Below are 13,534 nucleotides of genomic sequence, written 5' to 3'. Positions count from 1 at the left end.
AAAAAGTCGAAAAACATGTCATTTTTTTAAATTTTCTTATTAACTCAATAAATTCAATGATTTACAGGGCTCGTTGCCGCCAACAACTGCTCAAATGAACAAAAACGGCGGGGCAATGACCAGCCCCGCCGAGGTTATCCACAGATTTGCCCACCAGATCTGTGGATATGCTTGAGATTCTCAGATTGGGCAGCGCACAAGCGACTCGATATGGTCGCGATAAGCGGTCGCCAACGCCTCATGCGTGGCAGCCGTCAGCGGGGCGATGTCTGATACGGCCGCGTTTCGCGTAACCTGATCGGGACGCGAACAGCCCGCGATGATCGACGACACAGCGTCATGGTCGAGGATCCATCGCAGCGCGAAATCGGCCATACTGACCCCTTCGGGAACATGCGGACGGATATGGTCCAAAGACGCAACCGCCTGTGGCAGGGCAATGCCCGAGAAGGTCTCGCCAACCGAGAACATCTCGCCATTGGCGTTATAGTTGCGGTGGTCGGATGCATCGAAGCTTTGATCCGGCTTGAACTTGCCGCTGAGCACACCGCTGGCCAGAGGCAGGCGCACGATGATCCCCACATCAGCCGCCTTGGCCTTGTCGAACAGATCCCAGACCGCGTTCTGCCGGTAGAGGTTAAAGATGATCTGCAGAGAGGTCAGGCCGGGCTGCTGAATACACAACAGCGCCTCGTCGATGGTTTCAACGCTGGCGCCCCAGTTGCGACACAGGCCTTCGGCCTTCATCTTTTCCATGGTGGCAAAGATCGTGCCGTCTTGCAGAACCTCGGGCGGCACGCAGTGCAGCTGAATCAGGTCCAGGCTGTCGACCCCCAGGCGCGTGCAGCTGGCGACCAGATGCTGGCGAATGTTGTCTTCTTCGTAATTGTCTGGATAGGTTTCGCCTGACCGGCCAACCTTTGTGGCGATGACCGGCTTGGTCTTGGCCCGGGCTGCAAAGGCGCCCACGTGGCGCTCGCTGTTGCCACCACCATAGACGTCTGCGGTGTCGAGAAAGTTGATACCGGCACTTTCCGTGGCGTCCAGAATGCTGGCACAGGTGTCTGCATCTACCGGGCCAAAATCACCGCCCAACTGCCAGCAGCCCAGCCCGATTTCGGAAACTTGCAAATCGGATTTGCCCAAACGACGTAATTTCATGATCCGCCCTCAATAATGGAATAACCCCGCGCAATGATCGGGGCAGAGCGTTGGTAGCCGAGTCGGGGGTTATTATCAATAATAAAATTTAATTATTGATACTGGTGGAGACACGACCGGGCGCAACCACCGGGCGCGACCTGGGAATCAGACGCAGCGCCAGCAAACCCAGGATCACAGCCATATAGATCAGCGGCTCAAGCGGCAGGCCCTTGGCCACCATCACGTTGTGCAGCCCCCCAAGAAAGATAACCGCGTAGGTCAGTTTATGCAGTTGGTTCCAAGCCGGCCCCATGCGGCGGGTGAAATAGTTGTTGGACGTGACCGCCAGTGGAATGCAGATCACGAACGCGACCATGCCAATGGTGATGTACGGGCGTTTGACGATGTCTTTCCAGATCAGTTGCCAGCTTTGCAGGTCCAGCACCAGCCACACCAGCAGATGGGCAAAAACGACAAAGAACGCCGTCAGCCCCAGCGCCCTGCGAAACTTTACGAGGTTGATCCCCGCAAACCGGCGCAGCGGGGAAATGACAAGCCCAAGGATCAAGAGCTGCAAGGCCAGTTCACCCAGCGCATGTTCCAGCGGCTTGATCGGCTCGGGTCCCATCTCTCCCGTTGCGGCAAGGTACAGGTACCAAAGACTTAACCCCGCCCCGGCCACATATACCAGCCAGGCAGGGATTTTGCGGGCAAAGCTGTTGATGGCGTCCTTCAAGAAGACCCTCCAGCTGCGCGGATCAATAGAATTTGGCCAGATCCATACCGGCATAAAGATCAGCCACCTGATCCTCATATCCGTTGAACATCAGCGTCGGCTGGCGCTTGGCAAACAGGCCGCCACCGATCTTGCGTTCGCTGGCCTGGCTCCAACGTGGGTGATCCACCTTGGGGTTCACATTGGAATAGAACCCGTATTCGCGGGCGTTCTGCATGTTCCACGTGGTGGGTGGCTCGTCCTCGGTCAGGGTGATGCGAACAATCGACTTGATCGATTTGAACCCGTATTTCCACGGAACCACCAACCGCAACGGCGCCCCGTTCTGGTTGGGCAGTGGTTCGTCGTAAATGCCAGTGGCCATAATCGTCAGCGGATGCATCGCCTCGTCCAGACGCAGCCCTTCGCGATACGGCCAATCCAAAATTGGCGGGAACCGGCGTTGTCCGGGCATTTCCTCGGGGCGCACCAGCGTTTCGAATGCCACATACTTGGCCGAGGGCTGAACACCGACACGGTCCAGGATCGTCTTCAATTCAAACCCAACCCAGGGCACAACCATTGACCACGCCTCGACACAACGAAACCGATAGATACGCTCTTCCAACGTCACGCCGGACAACAAATCATCCAGGTCATAGCTGCCGGGCTTGTCCACCAAACCGTCAATCTGCACCGCCCAGGGATCCGTGGTCAGCGAATGGGCGTTTTCTGCAGGGTCGGCCTTGCCGGTGCCAAACTCATAAAAGTTGTTATAGGCCGTGATGTCTTCCAGTGCGTTGGGCTCTTCATCCGTCGACAGGATGCTGGGCTTGGCACCCAGTCCGGCCTGCGCCATGCCCGCCGACAGGGCCAGCCCCGAGGCCGCAAATCCGGCCATGATCTGACGCCGGTTCAGGAACACCTGCTTCGGTGTCACGTCAGACCAGTTCAAATCGTTCTTCCAGCGCTGCGTCATGGCTGCTCCTCTCGTCATCACGTAGACATGATCTAGGGCGTAATGGCCACCAGTCACAAAACACGTCACTTCACATTGGCGTTTTCCGGGTCTCGACGCGGAAACAGCACATTCATTGGGCGCGAAGATCCATTGGGCTGCACGATCCGAACGTGACGCCGCCGCATCTGGCGCGGCTCGGCTACGCCAACGGAATGCGCGATGGTCTCTACCTCGTGGATCACCGACTGCGCATAGCGTGCCACGCGACGATATTTGCGGTCAACAACCAGCCCCTTCTGAAGGCTCGGGTCATGCGTGGTAATTCCCGTGGGGCAAGTATTGCGGTTACATTTCAGCGCCTGGATACAGCCCAACGAGAACATGAACCCGCGCGCCGAGGTCACGAAATCCGCCCCTGCCGCAATCGCCCATGCCACATCGCCCGGATTCACCAACTTGCCCGAGGCGATCAGGCGGATGCGATCATGCAGTCCACAGGCATCGCGCAGGTCTGACACCATCAGCATCGCCTCGCGGATTGGCATCCCAACCAGATCCATCAGGGGCATGGGTGCGGCACCCGTGCCGCCCTCGCCCCCGTCGATAGTGATGAAGTCCGGCGCACTGTCATGGCCGCGATGACGGATCAGTTCAAAAAGCTCTTCAAACGGCTCTACCGCACCAGCCACGGTTTTGAACCCTACCGGTTTGCCCGTCACTTCGCGGATGTGGTTCATCATGTCCAGAAGGTCACCCCAGCTGTCGACCTCGGCATGGCGGTTGGGGGAATAGCTGGTCTTGCCCTCGGGGATTCCGCGGATGGCGGCCACCTCGGCATCGACCTTTTCGCCCGGCAGAATGCCCCCCTTGCCTGGCTTGGCACCTTGGGCAAGCTTCACCTCGAACATCTTCACCTGTGGGTGCGCAGCAACCTCGCGCAGCTTTTCGTCGCACAGGTTTCCGTCATCATTGCGCACACCGTACTTTGCCGTTCCGATTTGATAGACCAGATCGCATTCGGCACTCAGATGATAGGGCGACAACCCACCTTCACCGGTGTTCAGCCATATGCCCGCCTCGGCGGCGCCACGGCTCAACGCCTCCACGGCCGGTTTCGAGATCGCGCCATAGCTCATCCCCGAGATATTGAAGATCGAAGGCGCTACGAAAGGTTCACGTGCGGTGGGGCCGATCAGCATCGGATCCGTTGAAGCAAACTGATTGTCCAGTGGCGGAAAGGCCGCGGGTACAAAAATCGGCGTTCCGGGTTCCGTCAGGCTGCGGGTCGAACCAAAGGCGATCGTATTGTCCTTGCCCGATGCCGCACGACCGACCCAATCGCGCTGTGCACGGTTGAACGGCATTTCTTCGCGGTCCATCGCAAAGAAATATTGCCGAAAGAACTCGCCCAGTTTCGAAAACAGGTGCCGAAACCGCCCGATAACCGGATAGTTGCGGCGGATTGCGTCGCCCGTTTGCCGCAGGTCGATCCAAAGCATGACCATAATCGACAGGACAACCACACCCAGCGCCAGCACAAAACCCAGTGCCAGAAACTCCAACACGCGCTCAATCCAACTCATGTCCTTGCCTCAACTTTCCTTCTGGTGTTTTGCATAGCGCAGATGCATACCAATGCGTCCCCCGAATAGAGCAGATCACTCACGTTTTCGTGACTGGACGCGGGTTTCCCCTCGGGCTTAGCGCGAATTTCTCGTCGATCAAGCCCCAAAAACCTGATTTCTTTTTCATCCAATTTGGCCCCTACGCCCGTAACGCCGACGCATTCAAACGAACGCTGTGCGGAATGTTACCGCGCATTCTTGGACCAATAGGGGACATAAATATGAACCGTCGCTTCGCATTGAAAACCGTGGCCGCGATGGCCGTTGCAACTGTCGTGGCAGGCTGCGAGATGGGTGATCCGGATATCGTCGATATCGCCGCATCGAACGAAGACTTCAGCACGCTGGTCGCTGCCGTATCGGCCGCAGGCCTGGTTGACACCCTGAAATCGGACGGCCCGTTCACCGTCTTTGCACCGACCAACGACGCTTTTGCCGCTCTTCCCGCTGGCACCGTCGAAAGCCTGCTGCTGCCCGAGAACAAAGATCAGCTGGTGGCAGTTCTGACCTATCACGTTGTGCCTGGCGCTGTGACCAGCGATCAATTGGCCGGTCAGCGTCTGAGCGTGGCAACAGTGCAAGGTTCGAACGTACATATCGATGCACGCAACGGCGTGAAAGTGGACGGTGCGAACGTCGTTTCCGCCGACATCATCGCCTCGAACGGCGTGATCCACGTGATCGACCAAGTGATCCTGCCCTAACCCTGGGCCGCGCGGCCCGCCATACGAGCCGGGCCGCGCACTTCTCTTTCCTCAAAAATTAAAACTATAGGGAGGTTTGACATGGCAAACTTGTCAGAACTGGTGAGCGGATCACCGCAATTTTCAACTTTAAGAACGGTGGTCGTCATCGTTGATGCCCTGATACCAAGCTCGGATTTGGGATCGGCCTTGGCGGATCCTCACTCGGACCTGACGGTATTTGCGCCAACAAACGCAGCTTTTGGTGCTTTGGCCGTGGATCTAGGCTTTGCCGGTGATCCTTCAAACGAAAATGCCGTGATCAATTTCCTTCTTTCCAACGTGCCGGTTACGACATTGGAAGCGGTACTTTTGTATCACCTCTCATCCGGTTCACAGACAAGTTCTGACATCGCGCATGCCGGCAGCGTTCATACGCTTGGTGGTGGCACGATAACCGCGGATCTGCCGACACTTGTTGACGCCGAACCGGACCTGATCGACCCATCGCTGGTCTCTCTGGATATCCCTGCGGATAATGGCATTGTGCATGTCATCGACCGCGTTCTTTTGCCCGTCGACCTGCCCGGCAATGACGCTCCGACCATCGCCGGTATCGTGGCGGCAAGTGGCAGTGGGTTTGACGCCAATGGTGCAGACTTCGACATGCTTCTAGCCGCGGTTCAGGCCGCCGGTTTGGCCAAGACACTGGACGACGCTCATTTGGACTTGACCGCGTTCGCACCCACGGATCAGGCATTCGTCGATCTCGCCAGCGCCCTGGGCTATTCCGGCACCGACGAAGAAGGCGCATTCGGCTATTTGGTTGACGCGTTGACACTGATTGGCGGTGGCGACCCGATTCCGGTTCTAACTGCCATCCTTCAATACCATGTTGCACCCGAGTCGCTGCAAGCCAGCCAAGTGCTTGGCAGCACACAAATCGACACGCTTTTGGGAGCGACAATTGGCGTCGACGGCGCCACGCTGGTCGACAACGACCCTGATGTGCCGGATCCCAATATCATAGGCACCGACATTCAGGCATCTAATGGTGTCGTCCACGTTCTGGACGGTGTCTTGCTGCCTGTCGATGTATTGCAGTCGGATGGCTCAAACGACGTTGATCTTGTGATTGACGGCGATGGGTTCAGCTTTATCGCGACTGGTGCCGACGCCGACCTGATCGACGGCAATGGTGGACGCGACTTCATCTTTGCAGGGGCGGGTGACGACACAATCATCGGCGGCACCCAAAATGACGTTCTGTTTGGCGGTGCGGGTGCTGACCTGTTCATCTTCAACACCGGCGATGGCATCGACACCGTGTATGGGTTCCAAAGCGGGCAGGATCAGATTGACCTGTCGAACACCGGAGCGACGTCGATGCACGACATCGAGGTGACCAGCGGGATGTTCTTCACTCAAATCGAATATGGCGACGAAGACGCGATTTTCGTTATTCACTCTGCGATGGACGCGCCGATGACCGAAGACTTCATCTTCGCCGAGTTCTTTGTCTAAACTCTCAAAGCCCCGCAATTGCGGGGCTTTTTCGCATTGATACGCGGCGCCGCTGTCTGCAGGTTCTTTTTGCCTGATCAACTGGTGCGGAATTGCACCCAGATCGGCCGGTGGTCCGAGATATGGTATCGCATGAAAGCCTCGAATTCCTTGGGCGTGTGACTGTTCCACAAGTTGCTGAACAATGCGCCGTCAAAGTCAAACACCCCGTCGGCCTGATAGGCCTGTCCGGCGCCGCCGGGGAAAAAGGCCAACTGATCGTAATGCTTGCCCTCGGTGATCGTGGTACCAAGGCGCGATTGATGGGGTGGGATGTGAAGGCCGCGTTTGGTCAACGCATCAAAAATCTCGTCCCCGATCTCGGCCTTGGGCATGTTCAGATCACCGATCACAACCACGTTGTCCGAATAGGCCCGTCCGCGCTTGCGCCGAAGGTCCGCCCAACGCCCCAACCCGTAAGTCTCTAACGCGCGGCGGTTTACCGACTGCTTGCTGCCGGACCCGAAATAAAGATGCGCGTTGACCACCGTCACTACGAACCCGTCCTTGTCAAAGGCCACGGCATAGGGGTTGCGATCAAAACCACGAAACTTCTGCTCGATCCCTGGCAGTTTGACATAGCGATGCGAGGCCGGAGGCACGGCCACCTCGCCGGCAAGCCGCAACAGGTCGACCGTGTTGCCATCAAAGATATAGGCCATACGTTCGTCGTTACCGGCCTGGTCCGAGAATATGGCGTCATAGCCCGCTGGCAGCTCGTCAAGGATGCGGTTGAAATCGGTCAGGTCCTCTTTGACCTCTTGCACCGCCACAAGGTCGAACCAGCTGACAATCTCGGCCATCAACTCGATATCGGCATCGTCGCGCTTTTGTTCGGCGTCCCCAAGATTAGCGATGTTCCAACTGCCCAGCAGCAGCCGACCAGCGGTTTTGGCGGGTATCGCGCGTCCCGGTTTTGTGTCGCGCCATTGGCGCAGTGCGGTGATCTCGGTGGCGGGTGTGTATGAGAAATTGAAATTGGGTGCAGGAAATGGGGGCATGGTAAAACTCGGGAAATTGCTTGAAATGAATGCGCAACTATACCGCGAATCGCATGCAATCCCCAAAAAGGAAAAGCCCCGCAAACGCGGGGCTTTAGGTGGCTAGTGGACTACGGCGTCGTTTGGCGGCTCGCGCAGCGACTTGCCGACGCGGTCCCCAACCAGCAGACCATCCGCCCCGGCGCTGACCTGAACATGTGCTCCATCAAGGATATCGCCGCCCAACAGCGCCTCGGCCAATTGGTCCTGCAAGGCGCGCTGGATCACCCGCTTCAGCGGACGCGCGCCAAAGACCGGATCATAGCCTTCATCGGCTAGCCATTTCAGCGCCGCATCGTCCAGATCCAGTGTGATGTTGCGCCCGGCCAGACGTTTCTGCAGGCGCGCCAACTGGATAGCCACAATCCCATCCATATCGGCCCGGCCCAGCCGGTCGAAGATGATGGTTTCGTCCAGGCGGTTCAGGAACTCGGGCCGGAAATGCGCCCGCACCGCATCCATCACGTCGCGCCGCGCCTGCGCGCTGTCGGCGCCATCGGGCAACTGGCTGAGCGCCTGGCTGCCAAGGTTCGACGTCAGGATGATCAGCGTTTGCTTAAAGTCGACCGTGCGGCCCTGACCATCGGTCAGCACCCCGTCATCCAGCACCTGCAAAAGCACGTTGAACACATCCGGGTGCGCCTTTTCGACCTCGTCAAACAGCACAACCTGATAAGGCTTGCGCCGCACCGCCTCGGTCAGCACGCCGCCTTCGTCATAGCCGACATAACCCGGAGGCGCCCCGATCAGACGGGCCACCGCGTGCTTTTCCATAAACTCCGACATATCGATGCGCACCATCGCGCTGTCATCGTCGAACAGGTATTCGGCCACGGCCTTGGTCAGCTCGGTCTTGCCGACACCGGTGGGGCCAAGGAACAGGAAGCTGCCCAGCGGGCGGTTCTCGTCGTTCAGACCCGCGCGCGCCCGGCGCACGGCATTGGCCACGGCGGTCACGGCCTGGCTCTGGCCGATCACCCGCTTGCCGATCTCGTCTTCCATGCGCAACAGCTTCTCGCGTTCGCCTTCCAGCATCTTCGAGGTTGGGATACCCGTCCAGCGTTCCACCACCTGCGCGATCTGTTCGGGCCGCACCGCCTCTTCGACCATCAGGTCGTTTTCGGCTTCCTCTGCCTCGGTCAGCTTTTTCTCCAACTCGGGGATCACGCCGTAAGACAGCTCGCCCGCCTTGGCCAGGTTGCCGTCGCGCTTGGCGGCGTCCAGTTCGGCCCGCGCGCGGTCCAGCTGCTCTTTCAGCTCGCGCCCGCTTTCCAGCTTGTCCCGCTCGGCCTGCCATTTCGCCGTCAGACCTGCCGATTGCTGCTGCAATTCGGACAACTCCTTTTCCAGCTTGGTCAGACGATCCTTGCTGGCCGCGTCATCCTCTTTCTTCAGCGCCTCGGCCTCGATCTGCAGTTGCAGGATCTGGCGGTCCAGCGCGTCCAGCTCTTCGGGTTTGCTGTCTACCTCCATCCGCAAGCGGCTGGCGGCCTCGTCCACAAGGTCGATGGCCTTGTCGGGCAGGAACCGGTCGGTGATATAGCGATGGCTCAGCGTTGAGGCGGCAACCAGCGCGCTGTCGGAGATTCGCACGCCGTGGTGCAGTTCGTATTTCTCCTTGATGCCGCGCAGAATGCTGATCGTGTCCTCAACCGTCGGCTCATCCACCAGCACCGGCTGGAACCGCCGCGCAAGGGCTGCGTCCTTTTCCACGTGCTTGCGGTATTCGTCCAGCGTGGTGGCGCCCACACAGTGCAACTCGCCGCGCGCCAGCGCCGGTTTGATCAAGTTGGCCGCATCCATTGCGCCATCGGTTTTACCGGCGCCCACCAGCGTGTGCATCTCGTCGATGAACAGGATGACTTCGCCCGCGGCGGCCTCGATCTCTTTCAGGATGGATTTCAGGCGTTCCTCGAACTCGCCGCGATATTTCGCACCGGCAATCAGCGCACCCATATCCAGCGCCATCAGCTGCTTGTTGCGCAGGCTTTCGGGCACGTCGCCGTCGATGATGCGCAGGGCCAGCCCCTCGGCAATCGCGGTTTTACCCACGCCGGGTTCGCCGATCAGAACCGGGTTGTTCTTGGTGCGGCGCGACAGCACCTGCATGGCGCGGCGAATCTCCTCGTCACGGCCAATGATCGGGTCAATCTTGCCGTCCCGCGCCGCCTCGGTCAGGTCGCGCGCGTATTTCTTGAGCGCGTCATAGCCTTCCTCGGCGCTGGCGGTATCGGCCGTGCGGCCCTTGCGAATGTCGTTGATCGCGGCGTTCAGTTTCTGCGCCGATACGGCACCGGCCTCCAAGGCCTCGCGGGCCTTCGATTTCACCATGGCCAGCGCGGTCAGAATGCGTTCCACCGGCACAAAACTGTCGCCTGCCTTGGTGGCAACCTTCTCGGCCTCGGCCAGAACCTTGGCGGTTTGCTGATCCAGATAGGTCTGCCCGGCATCGCCCCCCACCTGCGGGATTTTCGACAGTGCCACGTCAACCGCCTCGACCACGCGGTCCGGCGCGCCGCCGGCGCGTTTGATCAGGTTGGCAGCCAGCCCCTGATCGTCATCAAGCAGTGCTTTCAGCAAATGTTCGGGTGCAAGCCGCTGATGGCTTTCCCGCATCGCAATCGTCTGAGCGGCCTGAATGAAACCGCGCGACCGTTCCGTGAACTTTTCCATGTTCATCGGCAATACTCCTCTTTTAAGCCCCCGATCCACTGCCCGCTTGGCGGCGCATGATTGTCGGGTCTTGCCCATGAAATCTGGCCATTGGTCACGAATAATTCAACCGTGCCAAGGCCCTCAAATGGCCACCAGATGACAAAAACCTCGAAATTTGGTACGATTGCGTTGCCGAAACGAGGGCGAATGCCCCGCCGGCCCAAGAGGAGGAGCAGATATGGAGATCATCAATGCGCGCGTCAGGCATGCGCGCCGGGCCCCCGAATTCGACATGGTCGAAGCGATCATAAGACTCAAGGTGCGGGACACGTTGCGCCCCATGCCGTATGACATGGACGTTTTGTCATTTGCGCCTGTCGCGCTGGCCAGAAAACCGGGCGCAATGCGTCAATATTTGATCGAAGCGGCCACTTCGCAGGCGTAACGCGCAAAAACGTCAGATAAGACGCAATTTGCGACAATTTCCCACGTGACGGTCGTTTGGGGGATGTTTATCCGCGTGCTTATGAGTGACGATCGCAAAGTGACCGATGTTCCGGGTCTGGTAGAGCAACCCATGCAAAACGCAAAGCTGAAGGCTTTGCTTGCTGCTCATGACGCCAAGGTGAACGAATGGAAAGAGGCCACCAGCACCCCGGCCAAAGCGCCGCAGGGCAAAGAGTGATTGCGGCCTTCTTGCGTGCGGGTTAGGACAACTCAACCCCAGCGACGGAGCCAACCCGATGACCAATGACCAACTGATCGTGGCACTGGACGTGCCAGATGCGCTTTCCGGCCTGAAACTGGCCAGCGAAATCGGCGACGCGGCGTCATTCTACAAGATTGGTCTGGGCATGCTGACGGGCGGTGGGCTGGCCCTTGCGCAGGAACTGAAAGACGAACACGGCAAGCGTATCTTTCTGGATATGAAGCTGTTCGACATAAGTGCGACGGTGGAAAAGGCGGTGCGCGGGTTGGCACAGTTCGATCTGGATTTCCTGACCGTGCATGGCGACCCGTACGTGGTGCGCGCCGCCAAGGAAGGCGCCGGGGCCAAGGACATGAAGATCTTGGCGGTTACCATCCTGACCTCGCTGGACCGGGCCGACCTGGACAGTGCCCTGATCCGCGACGGCGATATCAGCGAGCTGGTGGCCGAACGCGCCGCCCGCGCGTTAGAGGCCGGTGCTGACGGTGTAATCTGCTCGCCGCGCGAGGCCGCCCGGGTGCGGGCCTTGCCACAGGCAGACGGCAAGCTGATCGTCACGCCCGGCGTGCGCCCCGCCGGGGCCGAGCTGGGCGATCAAAAACGCGTGGCCACCCCGGCCAACGCCATTGCCGCCGGGGCCGACCACGTGGTTGTTGGCCGCCCTGTCTGGCAATCTGCCGATCCGCGCAAAACCGCGCTGGCCATCCAGGCTGAGCTGGCCTCGCCGCAAGCCGCACACCCCAACAGGTAGGGAACGATGATTGCCTATATCACCGTGGGCGCCAACGACATCGCCCTTGCGAAACGGTTCTATACCGCGTTCCTGCCCGCCTTGGGTTATGGCCTGAAAGAAGGCCCCGAGGGGCTGAGCTTTGCCTTGCCCGTCCCGCGCGGCCAAGCACCTGTTCATCCCGAGTTTTACGTCAAACCGCCCTTCGACGGGCAGTGCGCCTCGACCGGAAACGGGGCGATGGTGGCGTTTGAGGCGGACACCCAGCAACAGGTGCGCACGTTACACGCCGCCGCTTTGGCGGCCGGAGGCACCAACGAAGGCAACCCCGGCTTCCGTGACGCCTATAGCCCGAATTTCTTTGTTAGCTACCTGCGCGATCCGCAGGGCAACAAGATCGCCTTGTTTTCCAGCAATCCCAATGAACCGGGACGTGACGGTTAGAAGACTGTACCGTCCCGGATATACGCTTAACCCTCGTTGATGTCTTTATCGAAGGTTTTCACGCTGCCCCCTTTGAGACCGAAAAGGCGGCGCATCACGATCCATGCGGCCAACGAGACCAGTGCGAAGATCAGCAACAGGTAAGGCAGCGACGGCGCCAGACCGATGGCCAGAAGCACGCTGGTCACGCCCGCACCGACGGCGAAGCCCAAGAAGATGAAGCCGGGCGCAAAGACCTCCAGAATGGCCAGCGCAATCCCGGCTGCGGCCCAGATCCACCATTCGTTCCACATCAGCCGCGTCCTTTCAGCATCTTGAAGGCGTCACCAAAGGCCTCGATCGCGTTGGCGGGCACGATGACAACTTGCTTGCCCTCGCCCTGGCCAACGGTTGTCAGCGCCTCAACCTGTTTCAGGGCCACTTGATATTGGGCGGCTTCTATTCCGTTTTCGGCGATGGCCTTGGCCACAACCCCGGTCGCGTAAGCCTCTGCATCGGCAGTGATGCGGCGGGCTTTGGCTTTTTGCTCGGCCTCGTAAAGCTCGGCATCGGCGGCCAGCTCGACCGCCCGCTTTGACCCTTCTGCTTCGGTCACCTGCGCGCGGCGCGCGCGTTCGGCGTTCAATTGCTGCAGCATTGCATCGCGCGTGGCCTGATCAAGGTTCACATCCAGGATTTCGGCGCGCGTCACCTCGATCCCCCAATCGTCGACGGCGCTTTCTACCGAGACCTTGATGGTCGAGATCAGCTGCGCACGGTTCGACTGCACCTCGTCCAGCTCCATCTTGCCGATCTCGGCGCGGACGATCCCGGCCACCGTGGTTGCAATCGCGGCATCCACGTCCCGAATTCGGTACACCGTCTTCTCGGGCTCGGTGATGCGATAAAACACGCTGGTTTCAACCTTGACCAAAACGTTGTCGCTGGTGATGGCATCCTGTTCGGCATTTGGAAGCTGGCGCTCCAGAACCGAGATCTTGTGCGCAACGCGGTCCAGAAACGGCACGATCAGGTTGATCCCCGGCCCAAGCACAGACCGCAACCGGCCAAAGCGTTCCACGACATACTTTTCGGATTGTGGCACAATCCGAACGCCCAAAAGAATACAAAGAACAACAAACGCGGCCAGCAAAAGAACAACAAGGTTGCCGCCAATAAGGGATTCAATATCCATTGGTTACCTCCAATACTGCCGCAAGCATACGCAGTTTCTGTGCAGGCGGAAAACTTCTTTTGCACCACCGATCAGGGGTATATTGAAAGGGC

The 13,534-nt window shown here is 59.1% G+C and carries 14 protein-coding genes; 6 read left to right on the top strand and 8 right to left on the bottom strand.

Features of this window, described 5'->3' with window-relative positions:
* Positions 1-180: 180 nt before the first annotated feature.
* From ACMU_RS03325 to ACMU_RS03310, 4 genes are all read right to left on the bottom strand, one after another.
* A complete protein-coding gene (locus tag ACMU_RS03325; protein WP_035255943.1) occupies positions 181-1,161 on the bottom strand; it encodes an aldo/keto reductase in 981 nt (326 codons plus the stop codon).
* An 88-nt stretch (positions 1,162-1,249) separates the two neighbouring features.
* Positions 1,250-1,879, bottom strand: coding sequence for a protein-methionine-sulfoxide reductase heme-binding subunit MsrQ (gene msrQ / locus ACMU_RS03320; protein ID WP_035255941.1), 630 nt, complete (start codon positions 1,877-1,879; stop codon positions 1,250-1,252).
* Positions 1,880-1,901: 22 nt separating this feature from the next.
* Positions 1,902-2,837, bottom strand: a complete 936-nt coding sequence (msrP, locus tag ACMU_RS03315; protein WP_035255940.1) for a protein-methionine-sulfoxide reductase catalytic subunit MsrP — start codon at positions 2,835-2,837, stop codon at positions 1,902-1,904.
* A 65-nt stretch (positions 2,838-2,902) separates the two neighbouring features.
* Positions 2,903-4,402 carry an FMN-binding glutamate synthase family protein gene (locus tag ACMU_RS03310; RefSeq protein ID WP_035255939.1) on the bottom strand — a complete coding sequence of 500 codons (1,500 nt, stop codon included), beginning with the start codon at positions 4,400-4,402 and terminating at the stop codon, positions 2,903-2,905.
* Positions 4,403-4,665: 263 nt separating this feature from the next.
* Between ACMU_RS03310 and ACMU_RS03305 the strand changes: the two genes are divergently transcribed.
* Both ACMU_RS03305 and ACMU_RS03300 read left to right on the top strand, forming a co-directional pair.
* Positions 4,666-5,148 carry a fasciclin domain-containing protein gene (locus ACMU_RS03305; protein ID WP_035255937.1) on the top strand — a complete coding sequence of 161 codons (483 nt, stop codon included), beginning with the start codon at positions 4,666-4,668 and terminating at the stop codon, positions 5,146-5,148.
* Between the two features lie 81 nt (positions 5,149-5,229).
* A complete protein-coding gene (locus tag ACMU_RS03300) occupies positions 5,230-6,651 on the top strand; it encodes a fasciclin domain-containing protein (RefSeq protein WP_081805365.1) in 1,422 nt (473 codons plus the stop codon).
* Positions 6,652-6,728: 77 nt separating this feature from the next.
* Here ACMU_RS03300 and ACMU_RS03295 read toward each other — a convergent pair whose 3' ends face one another.
* Positions 6,729-7,691 carry an endonuclease/exonuclease/phosphatase family protein gene (locus ACMU_RS03295; RefSeq protein WP_035255935.1) on the bottom strand — a complete coding sequence of 321 codons (963 nt, stop codon included), beginning with the start codon at positions 7,689-7,691 and terminating at the stop codon, positions 6,729-6,731.
* A 102-nt stretch (positions 7,692-7,793) separates the two neighbouring features.
* Positions 7,794-10,409 (bottom strand): ATP-dependent chaperone ClpB, encoded by a 2,616-nt coding sequence (gene clpB, locus ACMU_RS03290; RefSeq protein WP_035255934.1) that lies wholly within the window; start codon positions 10,407-10,409, stop codon positions 7,794-7,796.
* Between the two features lie 214 nt (positions 10,410-10,623).
* Here clpB and ACMU_RS03285 point away from each other — a divergent pair, with 214 nt between their 5' ends.
* The 4 genes from ACMU_RS03285 to ACMU_RS03275 all read left to right on the top strand — a co-directional run bounded on the left by ACMU_RS03285 (position 10,624) and on the right by ACMU_RS03275 (position 12,268).
* Entirely contained in the window at positions 10,624-10,830 is a 207-nt protein-coding gene (locus ACMU_RS03285) for a hypothetical protein (RefSeq protein ID WP_035255933.1), read from the top strand.
* A gap of 63 nt (positions 10,831-10,893) precedes the next feature.
* The gene (locus tag ACMU_RS19410) at positions 10,894-11,070 is read left to right on the top strand and encodes a hypothetical protein (RefSeq protein WP_161635615.1); all 177 of its coding nucleotides are present in this window, start codon (positions 10,894-10,896) and stop codon (positions 11,068-11,070) included.
* Between the two features lie 58 nt (positions 11,071-11,128).
* A complete protein-coding gene (gene pyrF, locus ACMU_RS03280; RefSeq protein WP_035255932.1) occupies positions 11,129-11,845 on the top strand; it encodes an orotidine-5'-phosphate decarboxylase in 717 nt (238 codons plus the stop codon).
* Positions 11,846-11,851: 6 nt separating this feature from the next.
* Positions 11,852-12,268 (top strand): VOC family protein, encoded by a 417-nt coding sequence (locus tag ACMU_RS03275; RefSeq protein WP_035255931.1) that lies wholly within the window; start codon positions 11,852-11,854, stop codon positions 12,266-12,268.
* Between the two features lie 26 nt (positions 12,269-12,294).
* Here ACMU_RS03275 and ACMU_RS03270 read toward each other — a convergent pair whose 3' ends face one another.
* Positions 12,295-12,561: an NfeD family protein gene (locus ACMU_RS03270; protein ID WP_152544488.1), complete on the bottom strand. Its 267-nt coding sequence runs from the start codon at positions 12,559-12,561 to the stop codon at positions 12,295-12,297.
* Positions 12,561-13,442 (bottom strand): SPFH domain-containing protein, encoded by an 882-nt coding sequence (locus tag ACMU_RS03265; protein WP_035255929.1) that lies wholly within the window; start codon positions 13,440-13,442, stop codon positions 12,561-12,563. The genes ACMU_RS03270 and ACMU_RS03265 overlap by 1 nt, the downstream gene beginning before the upstream one ends.
* Between the last annotated feature and the right edge of the window lie 92 nt (positions 13,443-13,534).

Origin of the sequence: Actibacterium mucosum KCTC 23349 (assembly GCF_000647975.1) — a bacterium.
Taxonomy (GTDB): domain Bacteria; phylum Pseudomonadota; class Alphaproteobacteria; order Rhodobacterales; family Rhodobacteraceae; genus Actibacterium; species Actibacterium mucosum.
The sequence above is the reverse complement of the archived record's forward strand: the minus strand, read 5'-3'. Positions and strand labels throughout refer to the sequence as shown.

What these genes read in the sequence shown, in the direction of transcription:
- ACMU_RS03270 (WP_152544488.1), bottom strand. Translation starts at nt 12,561, where the DNA reads ATGTGGAACGAATGGTGGATCTGGGCCGCAGCCGGGATTGCGCTGGCC.
- ACMU_RS03310 (WP_035255939.1), bottom strand. Translation starts at nt 4,402, where the DNA reads ATGAGTTGGATTGAGCGCGTGTTGGAGTTTCTGGCACTGGGTTTTGTG.
- ACMU_RS03265 (WP_035255929.1), bottom strand. Translation starts at nt 13,442, where the DNA reads ATGGATATTGAATCCCTTATTGGCGGCAACCTTGTTGTTCTTTTGCTG.
- ACMU_RS03325 (WP_035255943.1), bottom strand. Translation starts at nt 1,161, where the DNA reads ATGAAATTACGTCGTTTGGGCAAATCCGATTTGCAAGTTTCCGAAATC.
- ACMU_RS03275 (WP_035255931.1), top strand. Translation starts at nt 11,852, where the DNA reads ATGATTGCCTATATCACCGTGGGCGCCAACGACATCGCCCTTGCGAAA.
- pyrF (WP_035255932.1), top strand. Translation starts at nt 11,129, where the DNA reads ATGACCAATGACCAACTGATCGTGGCACTGGACGTGCCAGATGCGCTT.
- ACMU_RS03295 (WP_035255935.1), bottom strand. Translation starts at nt 7,691, where the DNA reads ATGCCCCCATTTCCTGCACCCAATTTCAATTTCTCATACACACCCGCC.
- clpB (WP_035255934.1), bottom strand. Translation starts at nt 10,409, where the DNA reads ATGAACATGGAAAAGTTCACGGAACGGTCGCGCGGTTTCATTCAGGCC.
- ACMU_RS19410 (WP_161635615.1), top strand. Translation starts at nt 10,894, where the DNA reads ATGTTTATCCGCGTGCTTATGAGTGACGATCGCAAAGTGACCGATGTT.
- msrP (WP_035255940.1), bottom strand. Translation starts at nt 2,837, where the DNA reads ATGACGCAGCGCTGGAAGAACGATTTGAACTGGTCTGACGTGACACCG.
- ACMU_RS03300 (WP_081805365.1), top strand. Translation starts at nt 5,230, where the DNA reads ATGGCAAACTTGTCAGAACTGGTGAGCGGATCACCGCAATTTTCAACT.
- ACMU_RS03285 (WP_035255933.1), top strand. Translation starts at nt 10,624, where the DNA reads ATGGAGATCATCAATGCGCGCGTCAGGCATGCGCGCCGGGCCCCCGAA.
- ACMU_RS03305 (WP_035255937.1), top strand. Translation starts at nt 4,666, where the DNA reads ATGAACCGTCGCTTCGCATTGAAAACCGTGGCCGCGATGGCCGTTGCA.